The 20,310-nt window shown below is 37.7% G+C and carries 14 protein-coding genes; 11 read left to right on the plus strand and 3 right to left on the minus strand.

Going from position 1 to position 20,310, the window contains the following annotated elements; genetic code table 11:
- Positions 1–114: 114 nt before the first annotated feature.
- Entirely contained in the window at positions 115–1,338 is a 1,224-nt protein-coding gene (locus QUH73_RS15530; protein ID WP_289531360.1) for a phosphoglycerate kinase, read from the minus strand.
- A 325-nt stretch (positions 1,339–1,663) separates the two neighbouring features.
- Between QUH73_RS15530 and QUH73_RS15535 the strand changes: the two genes are divergently transcribed.
- From QUH73_RS15535 to QUH73_RS15580, 10 genes are all read left to right on the plus strand, one after another.
- Complete coding sequence (locus QUH73_RS15535) at positions 1,664–2,788, plus strand: DNA polymerase III subunit (RefSeq protein WP_289531361.1); 1,125 nt, start codon at positions 1,664–1,666, stop codon at positions 2,786–2,788.
- Between the two features lie 94 nt (positions 2,789–2,882).
- The gene (locus tag QUH73_RS15540) at positions 2,883–4,037 is read left to right on the plus strand and encodes a PSP1 domain-containing protein (RefSeq protein ID WP_289531362.1); all 1,155 of its coding nucleotides are present in this window, start codon (positions 2,883–2,885) and stop codon (positions 4,035–4,037) included.
- Positions 4,034–4,504: a gliding motility lipoprotein GldH gene (locus QUH73_RS15545; protein ID WP_289531363.1), complete on the plus strand. Its 471-nt coding sequence runs from the start codon at positions 4,034–4,036 to the stop codon at positions 4,502–4,504. The genes QUH73_RS15540 and QUH73_RS15545 overlap by 4 nt, the downstream gene beginning before the upstream one ends.
- A 17-nt stretch (positions 4,505–4,521) precedes the next feature.
- A complete protein-coding gene (gene trmB / locus QUH73_RS15550) occupies positions 4,522–5,262 on the plus strand; it encodes a tRNA (guanosine(46)-N7)-methyltransferase TrmB (protein ID WP_289531364.1) in 741 nt (246 codons plus the stop codon).
- 3 nt (positions 5,263–5,265) lie between these two features.
- Positions 5,266–5,604, plus strand: a complete 339-nt coding sequence (locus QUH73_RS15555) for an MGMT family protein (RefSeq protein ID WP_289531365.1) — start codon at positions 5,266–5,268, stop codon at positions 5,602–5,604.
- 68 nt (positions 5,605–5,672) lie between these two features.
- Positions 5,673–6,770, plus strand: a complete 1,098-nt coding sequence (locus QUH73_RS15560; protein ID WP_289531366.1) for an Mrp/NBP35 family ATP-binding protein — start codon at positions 5,673–5,675, stop codon at positions 6,768–6,770.
- A gap of 240 nt (positions 6,771–7,010) precedes the next feature.
- On the plus strand, positions 7,011–10,586 hold the full coding sequence (porW, locus tag QUH73_RS15565) for a type IX secretion system periplasmic lipoprotein PorW/SprE (RefSeq protein ID WP_289531367.1): 3,576 nt from the start codon (positions 7,011–7,013) through the stop codon (positions 10,584–10,586).
- Positions 10,587–10,670: 84 nt separating this feature from the next.
- Positions 10,671–12,224, plus strand: coding sequence for a T9SS response regulator signal transducer PorX (porX, locus tag QUH73_RS15570; protein WP_289531368.1), 1,554 nt, complete (start codon positions 10,671–10,673; stop codon positions 12,222–12,224).
- Between the two features lie 26 nt (positions 12,225–12,250).
- Positions 12,251–12,667 carry a tRNA (adenosine(37)-N6)-threonylcarbamoyltransferase complex ATPase subunit type 1 TsaE gene (gene tsaE / locus QUH73_RS15575; protein WP_289531369.1) on the plus strand — a complete coding sequence of 139 codons (417 nt, stop codon included), beginning with the start codon at positions 12,251–12,253 and terminating at the stop codon, positions 12,665–12,667.
- 86 nt (positions 12,668–12,753) lie between these two features.
- Entirely contained in the window at positions 12,754–13,977 is a 1,224-nt protein-coding gene (locus QUH73_RS15580; RefSeq protein ID WP_289531370.1) for an alanine dehydrogenase, read from the plus strand.
- Here the strand turns inward: QUH73_RS15580 and QUH73_RS15585 are convergent.
- The gene (locus QUH73_RS15585; RefSeq protein ID WP_289531371.1) at positions 13,943–14,806 is read right to left on the minus strand and encodes an HAD family hydrolase; all 864 of its coding nucleotides are present in this window, start codon (positions 14,804–14,806) and stop codon (positions 13,943–13,945) included. The two genes, QUH73_RS15580 and QUH73_RS15585, sit on opposite strands and share 35 nt — an antisense overlap.
- Before the next feature lie 1,025 nt (positions 14,807–15,831).
- On the opposite strand from QUH73_RS15585, the gene QUH73_RS15590 reads away from it, so the two are divergent.
- Positions 15,832–16,368, plus strand: coding sequence for a hypothetical protein (locus QUH73_RS15590; protein WP_289531372.1), 537 nt, complete (start codon positions 15,832–15,834; stop codon positions 16,366–16,368).
- 448 nt (positions 16,369–16,816) lie between these two features.
- On the opposite strand, the gene QUH73_RS15595 is transcribed toward QUH73_RS15590, so the two are convergent.
- Positions 16,817–20,269, minus strand: a complete 3,453-nt coding sequence (locus QUH73_RS15595) for a hypothetical protein (protein WP_289531373.1) — start codon at positions 20,267–20,269, stop codon at positions 16,817–16,819.
- Positions 20,270–20,310: the final 41 nt, after the last annotated feature.

Here is a 20,310-nt window from a genome sequence, read left to right on the forward strand (position 1 = left end):
TTATCCTGAAACAACTAGACAGATTATTACTGTGTTTGGGATTGTCGTATAAAAAAACGCAGCTCCGTTACAGAACTGCGTTTGGTTTCCCGAAGGGAAGTATTTTGGATTTAATTATCCTCTGATAGCTGTTACACCTGGTAATTCTTTTCCTTCGATGTATTCTAGTAAAGCACCGCCACCGGTTGAAACGTAACTTACTTTGTCAGCAAGACCGTATTTGTTGATTGCAGCAACAGAATCACCACCTCCGATTAAAGAGAAAGCACCTTTTTCAGTAGCAGTTACAATCGCATCAGCAATTGCTTTGGTTCCTTTTGCAAAAGTATCCATTTCGAATACACCAACAGGTCCATTCCAAAGAATAGTTTTTGATTCTTCAATTACTTTTGAGAAGCTGGCGATCGTTGCATCAGCAACATCCAGTCCCATCCATCCATCAGGAATTGCATTTACATCACACACTTTAGTGTTAGCGTCGTTAGAGAAGGCATCAGCAATTAAAGCATCAGAAGCAAGGTGTAGCTGCACGTTGTTCTCTTTTGCTTTTTTAAGAATTTCTCTGGCCATTTCTAATTTATCATCTTCAACCAATGAGTCTCCAATAGTTCCACCCATTGCTTTCACAAAAGTGTAAGTCATTCCACCACCAATAATCAAATGATCAACTTTTGACATTAATGTCTGGATAATTTCAATTTTTGAAGAAACTTTAGCACCTCCCATAATTGCAGTTAACGGATGCTTGGTATCTTTCAATACTTTATCAACACTTGATAATTCGCCTTCCATTACATATCCGAACATTTTAGCTTCAGGGAAAAATTTAGCGATAACAGCAGTCGAAGCATGTGCACGGTGTGCAGTTCCAAATGCGTCGTTGATCCAAAGGTCAGCTAAATCAGCTAATTTCTTTGCGAATCCTTCATCGCCTTTTTCTTCTTCTTTGTAGTAACGAAGATTCTCCAATAAAAGAACTTCACCAGGCTTTAAATTAGCAGCCATAGTTTTTGCACTTTCACCAATACAATCATCAGCAAATTTTACTTCAACACCAATCGATTTTGTAAGGTGAGCAACAATGTGCTTCAATGAAAATTTCTCATCTACACCTTTTGGACGACCAAGATGCGACATCAAGATAGCAGAACCATTACCATCTAATACTTTTTTGATAGTAGGCAGAGCAGCACGAATTCGTGTGTCGTCAGTAATTTCGAATTGCTCGTTTAAAGGCACATTGAAATCTACTCGGATAATAGCCTTTTTACCTGAAAAATTGTAAGTGTCAATACTTTGCATGATATAATTGTCTTTAGTTTTTTTTCGTGTATCCAAAGGTAGCTTTTTCTGCAAATGAGTGCAAAAAAGATAGGGTAAACTATTGTATCTGTAATTAATGCAGTGGGTTAGATGTTCTGTGCCCTAGGTTTTGAAACGATTGCATAAAAAAATAAATTTGAATAATAGGAGCTAAAACGTCAGATTTGGAGACTTCTTAATTGCAAGATGATTACTTTTAGCAAAGCACTTGGATATTTTTTTAACTTTGGGTAGCCTAATGAGTTTTTGCAGCTAATTTTGCATTTTAGTGATCGCTCAGAAATCAATGTTAAGTGATGGATAACATTAGGATGCCTGTAACAGAATCGAAATTAATTTCATGCAATTCAAAGATATAATTGGACTTGACCCGGTAAAGAGTCAGTTCATACAAACAGTAAAAGAGAATAGAATTAGTCACGCTCAACTATTGGTTGGGCCGGCCGGAGTTGGAAAATTACCTTTAGCAATTGCTTTTGCGCAATATGTGTCTTGTTTAGATCAAAAGGAGAATGATTCATGTGGTGTTTGTTCATCGTGCAAAAAATATCAGAAATTAATTCATCCCGATTTACATTTTGTTTTCCCTGTAGTAACAGGTAAGGGTTTTACAAATCCGGTGAGTGATAATTTTATTGGCAGCTGGAGATCTCAAATTGAAAGTGATCCGTATTTTGATTTGGGCGAATGGTACAAAACTCTGGGGGTAGATAATTCTCAGGGCTTAATTTATTCTTCGGAGAGTAATGAAATTATCCGTAAGTTAAATCTGAAGACTTATGAGTCTGATTACAAAATAATGGTGATTTGGTTGCCGGAAAAGATGCATCGGTCCTGTGCCAACAAATTGCTTAAAATGATTGAAGAACCGCCAAAGAAAACATTGTTTTTAATGGTTTCGGAAGAGCCGGAAAAAATTCTTCAGACAATACTTTCCAGAACACAGATTGTAAATGTGCCAAAAATTGAATCCAAAGATTTATCGCAGGCGCTTACATCCGAATTTAATTTATCGGGAACCGAGTTAAGCAATGTGGTTCGTTTGGCTGGCGGCAGTTATCGTAAAGCCCGGATATTAATTCAGAATTCAGATGAAAACGCTTTTAATTTCGAGAATTTTGTTGCTATTATGCGATTGAGCTATGCGCGTAAGGTGATGGAAATAATGGATTGGTCGGAGCAAATTGCAGGGATTGGACGCGAACGTCAAAAGAGTTTTTTAAACTATTGTGTTCGTATGGTGCGCGAGAATTTCATTTTGAATTTAAAAAAGCCTGAAATGGTATTTCTGAATGGCGAGGAAATGAATTTTTCTCAACGGTTTTCGCCTTTTATTAATGAGGAAAATGTATGGATTCTTGCTGATGAGCTTTCAAAAGCACATTCGGATATAGGAAGAAATGCCAATGCTAAAATTGTTTTTCTCGATTTGAGTTTGAAGCTGGTTAAATTATTAAGGCCATAAGAGGCTATTAATTCGGCGAATTAGTATCTTTAAAAGTTTATAAATTAAAATCATTATTTTTGCGGTCGGTTACCGACTAATAATCAATATACATATGACAGAAAATAAGGAACCAAAAGGGAAGTGCGGAGGTTGTGCTTCCAATAAAAAGGATGATAGACTTCTGTATGGAAAACTAGATGTTTATGATTGGTTGAGTGATGTTCCTGAGAGTGTATTATGTCCAGATATCGTTGAAGTAAAATTTAAAAATACCCGAAAGGGATTCTTCTCAAATTCGAATCAATTAAGACTACAAAGAGGCGATGTTATTGCTTTGGAAGCATCACCGGGACACGATATAGGAATTGTTACACTAACAGGAGATTTGGTTGTAGAGCAAATGCGAAAGCAGAAACTGAATCCGAAAACATACGAGGCAAAAAAAATATACCGAAAGGCTAAGCCGGTGGATATTGAAAAATGGCATGAGGCCATTGCGCTGGAACACAAAACAATGATTAAGGCCCGCCAGCTGTCTGCAGAACTGAAACTCAATATGAAGATTGGTGATGTAGAATATCAGGGCGATAAAACCAAAGCAATTTTTTACTACATCGCCGACGATCGGGTCGATTTTCGTCAATTGATTAAGGTGCTTGCCGAACAGTTTAAAATTCGGATTGAAATGCGTCAGATTGGTGCAAGGCAGGAGGCTGGAAGAATTGGAGGTATTGGTCCTTGCGGAAGAGAACTTTGTTGCTCAACCTGGATTACTAATTTTGTGTCGGTAACTACAAATGCTGCTCGTTACCAGGAGATTTCATTGAATCCGCAGAAATTAGCCGGTCAATGTGGCAAGCTTAAATGTTGTTTGAATTTCGAATTGGATTGTTACATCGATGCTCAAAAAGATTTTCCGAATACAAATATTCCGTTGGAAACTAAAGATGGTACAGCTTATCATCAGAAGACAGATATTTTTAAGAGGTTAATGTGGTATTCGTACGACAAATACAATACGATAAATATGGTCCAACTATCGGTTGATACCGTTAAGGATATTATCAAACAGAATAAAAAAGGCATCAAGGTTAATAAATTGGTAACAGAATTTGTTGCAGAGCCTAAGAAAACTTTGGAATACGAAAATGTAGTTGGTCAAGATAGTTTGAATCGTTTCGATTCGGTGGAAAAACCGGCAGCGAAAAAAGCGAAACGAAAATTCCGACGTAAACCACGAAAAAATAATAATTCGTCCGAATCATGAAGATGTTGAGGATTCTTTGCACATTATTACTGGGAGTCGTAGTACTTTCCTGTGATTCTAACAGAGTGTACGAACAGTATGAGAATATTCCTGATTTCGAATGGAATCAGGAAAATGTTCTTCGTTTTGAAGTAGAAATAACAGATACGATTCATGCAAATAATATCTTCATTAATCTGCGCAATTCCGGAGATTATGCCTATAGTAATTTGTGGGTATTTGTGAAGGTGATATCTCCTGATAATGAGCTTGATGAGGAGAAAGTTGAAATTGAGTTAGCCGATGAAACCGGTGATTGGTATGGAAGCGGATTTGGTGATATTTTTGATTTACAGGTTTCATTTAAACAAAAAGTTGTTTTTCCAAAATCAGGAAAATATGTGTTTGAAATTACTCAGGGCATGTACGACCGGAAATTGAAGGGAATTGTGAATGTTGGAATCCGTATTGAGAAGGAAAATAGATAATATAAGAGGTTTTAAAAGTGGGAAAAAATAAATTACAGCGTTTTGCTGAAATGAAGTCTTTTGATAATGTTTTTCAACCGACCCACAACGAAGTTTGGGAAACGAACTATCAATTTAAAGGAAAATGGAACAAGGATATATTTAAGAATGATAATCCTATAGTTCTTGAAGTTGGTTGTGGAAAGGGTGAGTATACAGTTGGTTTGGCAAAACAATTTCCAAATAAAAATTTTATTGGAATAGACATAAAGGGAGCCCGTATCTATTGTGGTGCAAAAGAAGCTCTCGATAATGGTTTAAGTAATGTTGCTTTCATCAGAACCTATGCAGAGTTGCTTCAATCTATTTTTGAAGCAGGAGAAATTGCCGAAATTTGGATTACTTTTCCTGATCCTCAAATGAAAAAAGTTGGGAAAAGACTTACAGGAACCCGGTTTTTAAAGTTGTATAGTAATCTTCTTTCTAAAGAGGGAATTGTTCATTTAAAAACGGATAGTAACTTTTTGTATGAATACACTAAATACGTTATCAAGGAGAACAATCTAAAAGTTCTTGTTGATACCGACAATTTGTATAACTCCGGCAAGGCTGATGAAATTCTCTCCATCAGAACTTTCTACGAGCAGCAATTTTTGAATCGGGGAATTCCGATTAAGTATCATAAATTTATGCTTGAGGGTAAAACCGATTTTGTTGAACCTGATGTAGAAATTGAATTGGATTGGTACCGAAGCTTTGGCAGGGAGAAAAAAGAATAGCTAATGTCTGATTTGTATTCCCGAATTTACGATGTAGTACGATTAATTCCGGCAGGACGTGCAACCAGTTATGGAGCAATTGCCCGTTTTGTGGGTTCTCCACGAGGATCGAGAATGGTAGGTTGGGCTATGAATCAGTGTCATTCTCACAAAGAATACACGCCCGCACATCGGGTGGTGAACCGATTGGGAATGCTTTCGGGGAAACATCACTTTCCAGGAGAAAATGTAATGCAGGAACTTTTGGAAAGTGAGGGCATTGTAATTATCGACGATCAAATTCAAAATTTCGATCGTGTTTTTTGGGATCCATTCAAAGAACTCGGCGGGATAACTATTTAAATAGAATCTAAATACATACATTTGTATGTATTCTTTAAATAATTCAAAGACTTAAAATTTATTATATCATGAGTTATACTCAAAAACAGGTTACGGATGCTTTGCGATTGGTAAAGTTTCCAGGTTCCGATAAGGATATCATGGCCCTGGATATGGTTCGTAACATTAAAATTGAAGGCAAAAAAATTGGTTTTGATCTGGTTTTCCAAAAATCAGATGATCCAAATATTGTTACCTTAAAAAAACTTTGTGTTTCGGCTATTTTGAAATTTGTTGATAAAGACGCTGAAATTAAAGGAAACATCAAGGTGAAAGCGGTTCATATTGTTGATGAGCCTGGAGTTCTTCCAAACGTGAAAAATATCATTGCAATTGCTTCCGGTAAAGGTGGTGTAGGAAAATCAACCGTAGCTTCAAATTTGGCCGTAGCTTTGGCCAATGCCGGCGCAAAGGTAGGGTTAATTGATGCTGATATTTTTGGGCCGTCAGTTCCTAAAATGTTCGGTTCTGAAGCGGCACGTCCGAGCTTAATTAAGATTGACGATAAAGACAGAATTGAGCCTCATGAAAAATTTGGCGTGAAAATGTTGTCGATCGGCTTTTTTGTAGATCCTGCTCAGGCAACCGTTTGGCGCGGACCAATGGCTTCGAATGCATTAAAACAAATGATTGAAGAAGGAAACTGGGGCGAGCTGGATTTTGTATTAATCGATTTGCCACCGGGAACAAGTGATATTCACCTTACTTTGGTGCAGACAGTTCCGGTTACCGGTGCTATTATTGTTAGTACACCTCAGGAGGTGGCTTTGGCTGATGCAATTAAAGCAATCAGCATGTTCGAAGGAGCGGGTGTGAATGTTCCTGTTTTGGGAATGGTTGAAAATATGGCTTGGTTTACCCCTGCCGAATTACCTGAGAATAAATACTACATTTTTGGTAAAGATGGTTGTAAAAACCTTGCTGAAGAAAAAGGCATTGATTTATTGGGACAAATTCCAATAGTACAGAGTATTAGAGAGGGTGGCGATAACGGAACTCCGGCAGCAGTTAATACAGATACAGTTACGGGTATGGCTTTCGCCGATTTGGCTGCAAAACTGATGTCAGTTGTTGATAAAAGAAACGCAGACAAAGACCCAACAAAGCGCGTAGAAATTACTCGATAGAGTATTAAATATTATGATTTAAAAAGGAGCATCTGATGCTCCTTTTTTATTTTCGCTTAAATAAGCTTATATTCAGAAAGTTTTAATAATTTTCGAGAGTATTACTATTTATAATCAGATTTAGATTAACTGTTTGATTCATATAGTTTATGAAGAAGTTGTGAATGAATTTTTACTTTTTATTGTTTCTTTGTATACTAATTTCTCAATTTTAACGGTTATCTAACAAAACGATAAGTCTTGGCTAGTAAATTTTTTCAAAAAGGGTATATTGGAGTATGTTGTTTACTTTTTGTGTTTGGTTGTTCAAATCAGAAAAACACATTTGTAAGCAGACAATATCATGCATTGACCACACATTACAATGTTTATTTTAATGGGAAAGAAAGCCTGAAGAAAGGTGAAAAGAAAATTGAAGACGGAATTACCGAGAATTATTCTTTGCTTCTTCCTGTTTTTGAGTATCAGGATCCAACAGCCAGAGCATTGTCTTTTTCTGATATGGACAGAGCCCTCGAGAAGGCAACCAAGGCTATAAAAATACATTCGATTACGCGTAACCCTAAACGTAAAAAAGACAATCAATCGGAGAAATACAGAGAGTTTAGAAAAAAGAAGGAATACAATGATTGGATAGATGATTGTTACCTGTTAATTGGGAAAGCAAAGTTTTATAAGGGCGAGCATCGTGTGTCTGAAAAAGCATTTGAGTTTATTTTAAAAGAATATCCTGAATCGGATTTAATTCCAGAAGCAAAACTTGGTTTGGCCCGCAGCTTAATTGATAGAGGTGAGTTGATTGCTGGAAATGAAATTCTTGACCGCTTAACAGATGATCCTAAACTTCCTAAAGATTTTATTCTTCACATATCAACTTTGCGTGCAAGTACTGCAATTCAGCAAAAAAAGTATGAAAGGGCAATTGATGAACTGGGAAGAGCGATTATTCTTGTACACTCTAAAGTAAAAAAGGCACGATACTATTATCTGACTGCGCAGCTTTATCAAAAGTTGGGGGATTCGGATGCTTCGCTGCGTACCTTGCAAAAACTGGTTGATTTAAATGCATCTTATGAAATGACATTTAATGCTAAAATCAGCAGTGCATTGTCATACACAGGAAATGAGAATGGCGAAGAAATTCGTAAAAGTTTACGAAAAATGCTTCGCGATGAAAAAAATACAGAATATCAGGATCAGATTTACTATGCTCTAGCGGAAATGGACGTGAAGGATGGGGATATGGATGCTGCGGTTCCCAACTATTGGGAATCAACTAAACGAACTGTTTACAATGAAAATCAGAAGGCAATATCATTCTTAAAATTAGGAGATTATTATTTTCAAGATCTGAATTACCCAAAATCTCAAATGTGTTACGATAGTTCTATGACATATTTGGGCAAAGATTATCCCAACTATTCTGAAATATCAGTTCGTATTGGAAATTTGACCGAATTGGTAAATAATCTTAATTTGGTTGAAAGAGAAGATAGTCTGCAGCGGGTGGCTTCTTTGAGTCCTGCTGATAGAAACAAATTGATTCAGGGAATCATTCAGAAAATCAGCGATAAGGAAAGAGAACAAAAGCAAAAAGAAGCAGAGGCAGTTTCCGAAAGAGCTTTTTTTAGTCAGAATAATATGTTGGGAAACTCCAACAGAGCTACTACAAGTCAAGGCAATTGGTATTTCTATAATCCGACTAATATTGGTTTGGGTAAATCAGATTTCCAACGGAAGTGGGGACGACGAAAATTGGAAGATAACTGGCGAAGGAAAAATAAATCGTCTTTTAACCTTGACGATGTTGAGCTTGCTCTGGAAGATAACCCGGGAACTAATTCTGTGGATCCATCACTTAAAAAGGATCCAAAATCGAAAGATTATTACCTGGTTGATTTGCCGGTGACAAAAGGTGGAATGGAAAAATCCAATGAACGAATCATGTTGGGTCTGTATCAGGCAGCATTGGTGTATGAGGAAAAATTGAATAATACGGAAAAGGCTTTGGAGACAATGGAAATACTCATTCAGAGATTTCCGGATAATCCATATCTTTTGTCAGCATACTACCATCTATATTCGTTAAATAAGGAGGCTGGAAATTCTTCGAAAGCTGGTGTTTACAAGAATAAGATATTAACTGAGTTCAAGGGAAGTGATTATGCGAAAGCGCTTAGCGATCCTAATTTCTTTGCTAAAATTGAAGCCGAAGGTCAAAAGGCAAATCAATTGTATGCTGCAACTTATGAGGACTATCAGAATTTCTACTACCTAAGAGTTATAAAAAGCTGTAACGAAGGTTTGTTGAGATATCCGGAAAGTGAATTGCGTCCCCGCTTTTTATTTTTACGGGCCTTGTGTATCGGACGAACAAAAAGTGTTTCACAATTCCGGCAATCATTGGATCAGTTGATTGAATCGAAACCTACACCTGAGATTGCAAATACGGCAAAAGCCATTTTAAAAGGACTTGATGATGGTGCCGTTCCGATGCAGTATACTGAATTGGATATGGAACAGGCCCGACAAAATCGTTTGCTTCGAAATTGGCGGATTGAAGGTGATCAGGCCCCTGTTGCACTTGCCCGAAATGAGAAAGAGGTAAAAGCAAAGTCGATTTATAAATTTGCCGAAACAGAAGAGCATTACTTTATATTGCTGTTTGACAAGAAAGATGCAGATCCTAACCGAACGTTGTTTAATATTTCCAAATACAATTCAGAGGCATACAATAACCGTGTTTTTAAAGTAGATAGACTCTCCTTAAACAAAGAGCAAATCATGATTATGGTGAAGGGCTTGGAGAATAAAGAAGATGCCTTGAATTATTTTAATGGAGTTATCACGAATGATAATGCTTTTGCAGGTTTAGAGAATGCTGATTATCGTAATTTTGTGATTACTGCCTCTAATTTTAAAGTCTTTAAGAAGAATCAGGATGTTGAAGGTTATTTGGATTTTTATACCAAGAGCTATTTTAATATCAGCAGGGCAGAAAACAAAACAACCGTTAGGAGGAATGATAAGCTGGTTTCGGTGAATTCTAATTTGGATTCAACAAAATTCATAGTTAATTCCAACGATAACCATAAATTTATTCTTTTGGTGCCGGTACGAAAAGTAAATATTGGCAAATTGAGGACAGATATTTTCAATCATGACAAAGATTTTACCGTATTAAAAGAGCAGTACGATGATGACTTAAATATGATTGTTGTGAATAATGTTGGCTCTAAGGCCGAGGCAATGAATTATTTTAGGAATTTGATAAAAGATGAGTCGGTGTATGCACAACTGGCAAATGTTGAATATCGAAATTTTGTGATCACCGAAGAGAATTTTAATAAATTCTACATCAGTAAAACCTTGTTCCCGTATCTTGATTTTTTCAAAGAAAATTATCTGAATAATGAAAACCCCGAGGTAGTTAAACCAAAAGAGAAATTGGTTCAGGAAGGGATATACACTTACAAAGAAGAGGTGCCTCACTATTTTGCATTGGTTTATTCTACAGATAATGTAAATAGAAAACAGCTCTTAAACGGAATTAAGAAATACAATACAAAAAGTTTAAAAGTAGAAGTTCGTACTTTGGATGAGAATCGGGAAATTCTTTTAGTTACCAATATGCGTAATAAAAAGCAGGCCATGATGTATTTCAGGGCAATTGTCACGAATCGTATGCTTTTTGAACCCGTTGAGAAGGTTAACTACCGTAACTTTGTTATTTCTGATGAAAATTTAGATGTTTTCATGAAGGATGGTGATCCTGCTATTTACCTGGAATTCTTTAAAAAGTGGTACCTTAAGTAAACTTTGCGAAATAAAAGGTTCCATATTTCGTTACCTCTAGTACTAAGCCTGGTTATTTCCCGGTTGAACTAAAAATGAACGTTTGTGAAAGATATTACGATACTTTGGGTGGATGATGAGATTGAGCTGTTGAAACCTCACATTATTTTTTTGGAAGGAAAAGGATACAATGTAAAATCATGCAATAACGCTCATGATGCAATAGACATGGTTCGCGAGGATCATTTCGATTTGGTTTTGCTGGATGAAAATATGCCTGGCATGAGTGGCTTGGAAGCTTTGGGTGAAATTAAATCCATCGATTCGGCGTTGCCGATTGTCATGATTACCAAGAGTGAGGAAGAGGATATTATGGATGAGGCAATTGGAAAGCAAATTTCTGATTATCTGATAAAACCTGTAAACCCGAACCAGATATTGCTTACCATTAAAAAACACATCGATAAAAAAAGATTGGTTTCGGAAAAAACTACGATTGCTTACCAGTCGCGGTTCGGACAATTGGGAATGGAGATCAACGATTGCCGAGATTTTACCGATTGGATGAAAATGTATCGGAAGCTGGTGTTCTGGGAATTGGAACTTGCAAATATTGAAGAATCGGGAATGGATGAAATTCTGCGCATGCAAAAGAACGAAGCCAATAATTTGTTTGCCCGGTTTATAAAAAAGAATTACTTAGGCTGGCTGGAGCCGGGTAATAAAGAAAAACCACTGCTAACTCCTGCTGTGTTCAAAGAAAAGGTTTACCCTTTGCTTGATAAAGGACAAAAAGTAGCTTTTATTCTCATTGATAACCTGCGCTACGATCAGTGGCAAACCTTATATCCGGTAATTAACAATTACTATTCGGTGGTGGACGATGATATGTATTATTCCATTTTACCAACGGCAACGCAATACGCCCGAAATTCAATGTTTTCAGGCTTAATGCCTTTGGACATTCAAAAAAAACATCCGGGACACTGGATTCACGAGGATGAGGAATCAAGTAAGAACATTCATGAAGAGGAGTTTATCGGATTTCAGTTTAAACGTGATTACAAGGATGTAAGCTACCATTACGAGAAAATAAATAACGAAAAAATGGGTGCGAAAGTAATGGAGAATATCAGCTCTATTCTGGAATCTCAGTTGAGCGTTTTTGTATATAATTTTGTGGATATGCTCTCGCATGCCCGCACCGAAAGCGATATGATTCGTGATTTAGCTCCCGATGAGGCTGCATATCGTTCTTTGACTCTTTCCTGGTTTGAACACTCCATGTTGTTGGAATTAATTAAGAAGCTGGCAGAAAAGAATGTAAAGCTGATTATTACAACCGATCATGGTTCCATCCGGGTTCAAAATGCGGTAAAGGTGATTGGCGACAGACTAACAAATACCAATTTGCGATATAAAATGGGTAAGAACCTGAACTACAATCCAAAGCATGTTTTTGAGGTGACCGATCCACGAAAAGCACTTCTGCCTCAGGTAAATGTAAGTTCTTCTTATATCTTTGCATTTGGCGAGGATTTTTTGGCTTATCCAAATAACTTTAACTACTACAGTTCTTATTACCGAAATACTTTTCAGCATGGAGGAATTTCGCTCGAGGAAATTTTAGTTCCGTTAATAACACTAAATCCGCGCTAGAAGTTAGATTTCAATTGTTTTCGAAAATGAGTGTATTAAAAATTAACTCGCTGAAAGAGATTAATGCAGCAGCAAAAGAATTTCTTTCCTTAGTGGGAAAAAAGCGTGTATTTGCTCTTTATGGAGCAATGGGTGTTGGGAAAACCACCTTTGTAAAAGCAATTTGTGATGAAATGGGCGTTGAGGATACCATCAATAGTCCTACGTTTTCTATTGTGAACGAATATCATACACCGAAAGAGGACATTATTTATCATTTCGATTTCTATCGGATTGAGGATGTAAAAGAGGCTTATGATTTTGGTTACGAGGATTATTTTTACAGCAACGCAATGTGTTTTATCGAGTGGCCCGAAAAAATTGAATCTATTTTACCTAACGATACCGTAGAAGTCTTTTTTAAGGAAGAAATGGATGGCAGTCGCTCGATTACCATTCAGTAATTAGGAATATGCATAATCGTAAAAAATTGTTTAAATTGTAGATTCATTATACTTGTTATAATCTTCTTTAATATTACAATTTACATATGGCGCCACTAAGTGAAAGATCGAGGAATTTTCCGATTGGGCAGAAATTTTACCAGCCTAAAGAAGAAATGTTGGAAGTTGAACGCCAACGTAAACAATTAGCCATTGGTATCCCAAGAGAAGAAGGTAAAGGTGAAAACCGTATTTGTTTGACTCCTCAGTCTGTAGATGTTTTGGTAAACAATGGTCACGATGTTAAGATTGAACGTGGTGCAGGACTGGCATCCAATTATACCGATAAGGAATACAGCGAAAACGGTGCGCAGATAGTCAATAGTAAGAGTGAGATTTATCAATGTGATGTGATCATTCAGGTTTCACCCTTGTCGTCTTCAGAGATTGATATGCTTCGGGGAAATCAAATTCTGTTTTCCGCTCTTCAAATTAAAAGTCAGTGTGGTGAGAACATTCGCAAATTAATGCAAAAAAAGGTGACGGCTATTGCGCTGGAATTGGTGAAGGATGAGAATGATTTTTTTCCGGTTGTTCGTTCTATGTCCGAGATTGCTGGGATTTCTGCAGTAATGATTGCCGGTGAATATTTAAGCAAGGCTCATGGAGGAAAAGGGGTTATGCTGGGTGGAATTACCGGAATAACACCAACCGAAGTGATTGTTTTGGGTGCAGGAACAGCTGCTGAATATGCAACAAGATCTGCCACAGGATTAGGTGCTATGGTTAAAGTGTTCGACGATTCAATTTATCGCCTGCGCAGATTGGAAGATCATTTGGGACATCGTGTATTCACATCAATTTTTCATCCTCATGTTTTGGAAAAAGCCTTGGCCTCGGCCGATGTAGTAATTGGTGCATTGCGTTACGAAAAAAATGTAAGTGGTTTTATTGTTACCGAAGATATGGTTTCAAAAATGAAGCCGGGTTCTATCATTATCGATCTGAGTATCGATCAGGGGGGGTGTTTCGAAACCTCAATGATGACCACGCATAAAGATCCGGTATTTAAAAAGTTTGGTGTTTTGCATTATTGTGTTCCCAACGTGCCTTCTCATGTAGCCAGAACGGCCTCTCTTGCCTTAAGCAACATCTGTTCGCCGTTGTTATTGCAAATTGGAAACAACGGAGGCGTTCATCAGTTTATTAAACATGATATTGGCTTGCGGCATGGAACGTATATCTACAGAGGAATTTTAACCAATCGTCGCTTGGGCGATTCGTTTGGCATTTTAGCTAAAGACATCGATTTGCTGCTTGCTGCGATGTAGTTTGTTTCTCGAGTGTACATTCTACAGCTTTGGAAAAACCATCATCAGTAACACTATCAGTCACCTGATATTTTAACCGCAATTCTTTGGGAGCATTGGCTACCACAAAACTGTGTTCACCCCAATCGAGCAGATCAAAATCATTGTAGTCATTCCCTATTGCAATCGATTCGCTTGCTTTAATTTGTAATTTGCTGCAAAGCCATTGGCATCCACGCCCTTTCGAAATGTGCTCGGGGAAAATCTCCATCCAAATCGATTCATGATCGAGTGGCGATGTTGCCCGAATGATTTTAATATCCGTAAATTTTGTCTTTAATTCCTCAAACCAATCTACCTTATTGGGCAGTATGGCCAAAATCTGGCAGGCATCCCGTTTGGTATCCTCCAGTTTACCCACAGGCGTCGCAAATTGCTTGTAAAGCGCCAGTCTTCGCTCAAAATCTAAATTTTTATTTCCACTTTGATAGTACCAGAACTGATGATTCAATGGAATGGGATCGAGAATCATAAAATCAATCTCATGATCGATTAAAATTTTCGATACCTCCAAAACTTCTTCAGCCTCAATTTGCTGAGAGTAGATTAATTCTTTCGTATTCCATTGCATAATGCCTGCTCCCGATGAAAAAATAAGGTAATCAATCGGAAAATCTTCCGGCAATACCGCCAAAGCTGAGTAAAGGGTTCTTCCCGTGGCAATCACTCTAATAATTTCTTGTTCTTTTAGTTTGTACAGAGTGTCGTAATTCTTTTTGCTGATACTACCCAGCGAAGGAAGCAAAGTGCCATCTAAATCAGTAACTACGATTTTTATTTTTGGAGTCATAAAAGAGAGTTTTGGAAGAATTCTCAATTTACCGATTTAGAATGACAATTCTATAGGAGATGATGCTTATATAGGGAAAATGCATTTTCTTGATCTTCTGTATTTCCAATCAAATTACACTTTCGGGAGAACAATTATTGTCAGTTGTAATTCCATACGCTTACCCCAAACCCCTAAAGGGGCTTATGGATAGTCGTTTTTTTGAGTTCTCTCCCACCTCCCGCAAGTCTGCAACCTGTGGCAATTAGCGAGACATAATAATCTCAATTACACAAATTCTTATCACATTCGGTTTTCTTACTTGTAAAGTAGTTTTGAATTGCATTATTACAAATGTAGTAGTGCAAAAAATGATGCAGGAGAAGTAGGACAGATTTCGGTTGAAATATGATAGTTTTTTTGACTGCTTTAGCAGAATACGAGCTGCAAGCTCGCGTTAGTAGGGAATTGTAGTGCTTATCAAGATGAAAATTCAGTATTCTATAATCTGTTTGTAAATTTGAATTGTTCCCAAACAAGCCTATGTTTTGTAGGTACAAGTCTGAAGTGTTCCGCCATAAGTCTAAGGCTTTCCGCGATAAGTCTGAAGTGTTCCGGCACAAGTCTAAGGCTTTCCGGCATAAGTCTGAAGTGTTCCGGCGTAAGTTTGCAATTGTGCGCCACCGGTAATTCCAAAACTGATGTCGAAAACGGATAAACCGGGCATAACAAGAGAAAAAGTGGGAAGAAACAAGGATAAAAGGAGTGCTTACAAGCAAGGTCTCACCTCCCGCAATTCTGCAACCTCTGGCAATTAGCGAGACATAATAATCTCAATTACACAAATTCTTATTACATTCACTTCTCTTACTTACAAAGTAGTTTTGAGTCGCATTATTACAAATATAGTAGTGCAAAAAATGATGCAGTAGAAGTAGGACAGATTTCGGTTGAAATATTGTAGCGTATTATTTATTTCGCAGAACACGAACTACAAGATCGCGCTAGCAGGGGATGGGAAGAATTAATTAAACAATTTAAATCAAATGATGATCAAAGCAATGATTAAAAATATTTACAGATTTTATCATCCTTTACCGATGGTCGTTTTAGCATTATCTATTATAATACTTACTGTGTTATATTGGACGAAAGTAGGTGCTTTTAATTATTTTAGTTTAATTATATTTATTATAAGCACTGTATTCCTTTTTTCTTATAAACAATTGGTGGTTAGTCATAATAGATGTGAATTTCATACGCGAATATTATTTTTTCGACTTGCCAATAAAGAAATAGAGATAGGTGAAGTTCAAGAAATTATTCTTATTAGCAATATAAGTTCTACAATAATTCAAAGTTTAGGAGCAAGGGGGCAGACAGGACGAGAGATAACTAATATATCTAATGATTTGTTTCTTAAAAATAAATATGAGGATCCAATTGTAATTTTTAGGTCTGCTAATTTTAGTAAAGTTAATAAGTTAGCAATATTTTTTTCTAAGTATTATAACATACCAGTACAAATACATAAGAAGGAAAACTTTTATTCCTCTAATACTGATCCCGGAAAAGAAAAATAAATGAACCTCGCTAGTGCGACCTTGTAGCTCCTATTCTGCACAAGCAGTTAAAATTAAGAAGTAAAATACAAGTCCCTGCAGATATCTTACCTACAGGTTTCGAGTTCTAGGATTTGTAATCCCTTGTCATTCCCTCACTTCCCGCAATTCTTCGCCTTGTGCTACCAATGGAAAACATTCATAATCGAGATACAGGCTTAAAATTCAAATCATTCTTTAAATTTTCAGACAAGTGTGCAGCGCATACTTTTCTGTATTTCCAATCAAATTACACTTTTGGGATAACAATTATTGTCAGTTGTATTTCCATACGCTTACCCCAAACCCCTAAAGGGGCTTACTGGTGCGGTTTGGAAAAGTCCCCTTTAGGGAATTGAAGCGAAGCGGAAATCGATGAAGTCCATTTAGGGGTAGGTTAAAGGAAATTCTCTTTAAAAACAGCAAAGCCCTAAAAATAAGCCTTCACCTCCATACTGCCCACATGAATGGTTTTGCCGCCCTCGCTGTTGCGGCCATTGTACGAAACGCTCAATTGAAATAGTTTGCTTAGTTGTTGGTTGTAGCCCAGGCTCCAGGTTGTGTTGTTGCCCGGTAAAAAGCCTTCGAGCATTTCGTAGGCTATCGAGCTGTTCGATTCGGCATTAAAATCAACCAGTAAATAGTTAAGCGTGGCCATTAATTGGCCGGTTTTGGCCAAGGAATACTGGCAGTCGGCGCCTATGTTGTGCGTGTTCGATTTTTCGGTGGCCAAGTCATTTTCCTTGCTGTTGTAGGTGTAGTTCAATCCGAACTGAAAGGCCAATGTTGGCTGAAACTGAAGCTTTAATTCGTTTTTAATTTCCTGCAAAGAATAATTTTTATCGGCGAACGATTCATTGTTTAAGTTCTTCTCGCCAAAATCGGTTCGGTTGCTCAGCTGGTTCGAGTCTCCAATTTTCCATTGAAAGCGAAATCCGTTCTGCATGTATTTTCGGCGTTCGAAACCCTGGGTAAGCAGTTGTTTGCCGTTACTGCTTAAATGAATAAGGTCCCAATTGGTTTTCGATTTGGGTTTATGGTACGAAAAGGTATTCTGAAAACTCGAATTGATGGTGATGAGGTTTTCGTTGGAAGCATGAGCCAGGAAGGGATTCGCATACAGATTAAAATCATTTGCCAAACTCTTTTTCGAAATGCGGTAGGCAAAGCGGTTGTTGAATCGTTTCAAAAAAGAGACAAATTTCTGTTCTGATTTAAGTCGACTCAATCTCAAATTGAATGTCTGTCGGAATTCGCTGGTAAACACCTTTTGATAATTGTTGGTATTGGTGCCAACACGAATGTAATTGGCCTCGTCTTTAAAACTGGCAATCTCAAATTCATTAATCTCTTTCACTTCATTTCCGTTGTAATCCGTCCAGCGATAAATTCCCTGTCCTTCGTTTACCTCCACAAACGAAAATTCTTTTTCGCTCTCCAGGCCCGATCCCAGTTCATAGTAGGTAGATGTTTGCAGCAATCCTTTTTTAATTCGTGCCTGATGTTCCAATTTTCCTAAAAAAGTATTTTCGGGCTTCTCGTCGCTGTAGCTGTTGTCCAAAATGGATAGTTTCCGGTAAATCGTTTCTATTTTCAGTTGATTGTTCCGGTTCTTCTTCAGCCAGATTTGTGCCCCAAAATCCTGCGATTCGCTTTGTGCTTTCAGGTCATTTCCCTTGGGCAGATAATCTTTTCTTTTCTGATAGTAGACCTGAAATTGATTTTCGGATGAGTCACGGTTGGTAATATATACTTTATAGGAATGAAAAGAAGAGCTGTTTGCCAACAGATCATGACTGGTTTTATTTTCCCACTGATTGTTTTCGCTTTCGGTTTGCACACCAATTTTGGCAAAGCCAAGTGCATAAGATGTATTCAGCTGGTGACGGTAGAATTTTGTTTCAAGGCTTTCCTGATCGGTGGCCAAAGCATTTCCTGTAAAGTCAATTGTCAGATTCTTTTTCGAGAACTGTAAACCCAAAGAATGTTTGTTTCCCTGATAATCGCTGTCCTTTTTCAAAACAGAGAATTCGTATCCGGCCTGTCCCCAGTTTTGGTTCGAAAAAACGTTGCTGAGCGAATAAAAATTCTCATTCGAATCCGTAAAGTCATCCTGTAAATTCCAGTTCCGTTTATATTCTGCCGATTGAAATGGCTCTATCTCCGAAAAGTTTTGGTTGATATGGTGAAAACTCAGTTTCGTTTTCAGAAGTTTAAGTGTATCCGCAAAATTGGAACTCTTCTCCAGCGAAAAATCCACAGCAATGCCTTGATTGTCGCCATCGTCAAGGGACGAAAAGGTGTTCAGATCACGATTGCTCAGCGCCAATTCGAATTTCGAATTTAGCTTTTCAGTCAGGTTCACATCTCCGCCAAAGGAAAATAATTGTTGTTTTTGAGGAGCGACCAATTGCACTACCGGCTCAAATTCTCCTTGCGGAACTCCGTTTACCGGATCAATCCATTGGTACACCCGCCCGTTGGCAGCACCGTTTACCTGCTGGTAGTTTCCGTTATTTGCTCCGGTAAAAGAAAAGTTGGCCCGGTAAATGGCACTGTCGGCATTGGTGGAGTATTGGTAAATGTCGTATTCAATGTTCTCAATGCTTCGCTTGATTTTTTTGTACAAAACAAAATCGTTCGAGTAGTCAACTTCTTCAACATTGGGCACCTTGGCTAATTCCAGATTGTCTCCAACAGTACTAAGCAGCAGTTTGTTTTCATCGCTTAACGACTGATCGATAGACTGACTTTTGCTGTCCTGTTCGTGATAGAAATTGAACCAGAATTTTCCGGTTCTGGTTTTCAGTTCATTGCTGTTAAAAAGCAAATACCTCGAATAATTTTCTTCTGAGTATTCAAATTCGATAATGATTCGGGAGTTTCGGGTGATTGGCTGTTTTGTGGTAAATGTAAGTTCCGCAGTATTGTAATTAATTACGTAATCGTTTTGTTCTCCTCTGTTCAGGAGCTTTCCATCCACAAAAACTTTTTCGGTACCCGCCAAAACAATAATATAGCTTTCGTTGTTGGCGCCAATCATCCGGTAAGGCCCTTGAATTCCTTCCGAACCCTGCAGTTCCATTCTGTTGAATTTTCCTTTGGCAATAGAGGCACTAATGGTCGATCTGAATTCAGCCTTACTCTTTTTTCCTTTTGCCAGCAGACCCGAGAATTTTCCTCCCTGCACTTTTTTGTGAAAACGCATGAATTTCCCTGTTGGAGACTGTACTTCGTAATCGCCCAAAGTGAGTTCTTTGGTGTCGTCGTACAATTGAATGTAGATTCGGTCAAAATCATTAATGGTTTGCGTGTTCCCGTCGGGTTGTATGGGAATGTTATTGTCGGAGATGGCCGCTAAAATACTTACATCATTGGTTAGTTTGCCCGATAGCTGCAGATTCAGGTTCGAGTTCACCACCACATCCTGATTGTTGCCGTAGGAGATCCCGCGGGTGTAATTCCCTTGTTTCTCCAGTTGTCCGCCCGAAAAGGCTTCTCTCCTTGTATAGGATGGATCAATAGCAAAAGGTTTGGAGCGGTTATTTCCCGATAGCTTTAGTTGCGATAAATCCCGGTTGTATCTTGGTTTTGTTATGTTGTAATCGAATACGCGGTATTCTATTTTTACCAATTCGCTTTTTTGTTTCAGTTCCTGCGAAGGAATAAAAGTTCCTTTGCCAATATTAATCTGATACCAATCTTTGTTTACCAGTTTATTTTGCTGATACACTTTAACCGTTCCCGGCAATATTAACATCGAATCCAGTTGAATCGTATCCTGGTTCAGATGTGCAATTTGGCTTCTTAAATTGCTTTGAGTTTGACCAAGCATTTTAAAACCAGATAAAATCAGCAATATGAAAAGGATTGGGAATCTCAAATGAGTTTGTCTTTTTAGTAATTGTTTCTGGCCTGTAAAAT

This window comes from Labilibaculum sp. K2S, from assembly GCF_030372765.1.
In the GTDB taxonomy this organism is placed as follows: domain Bacteria; phylum Bacteroidota; class Bacteroidia; order Bacteroidales; family Marinifilaceae; genus Labilibaculum.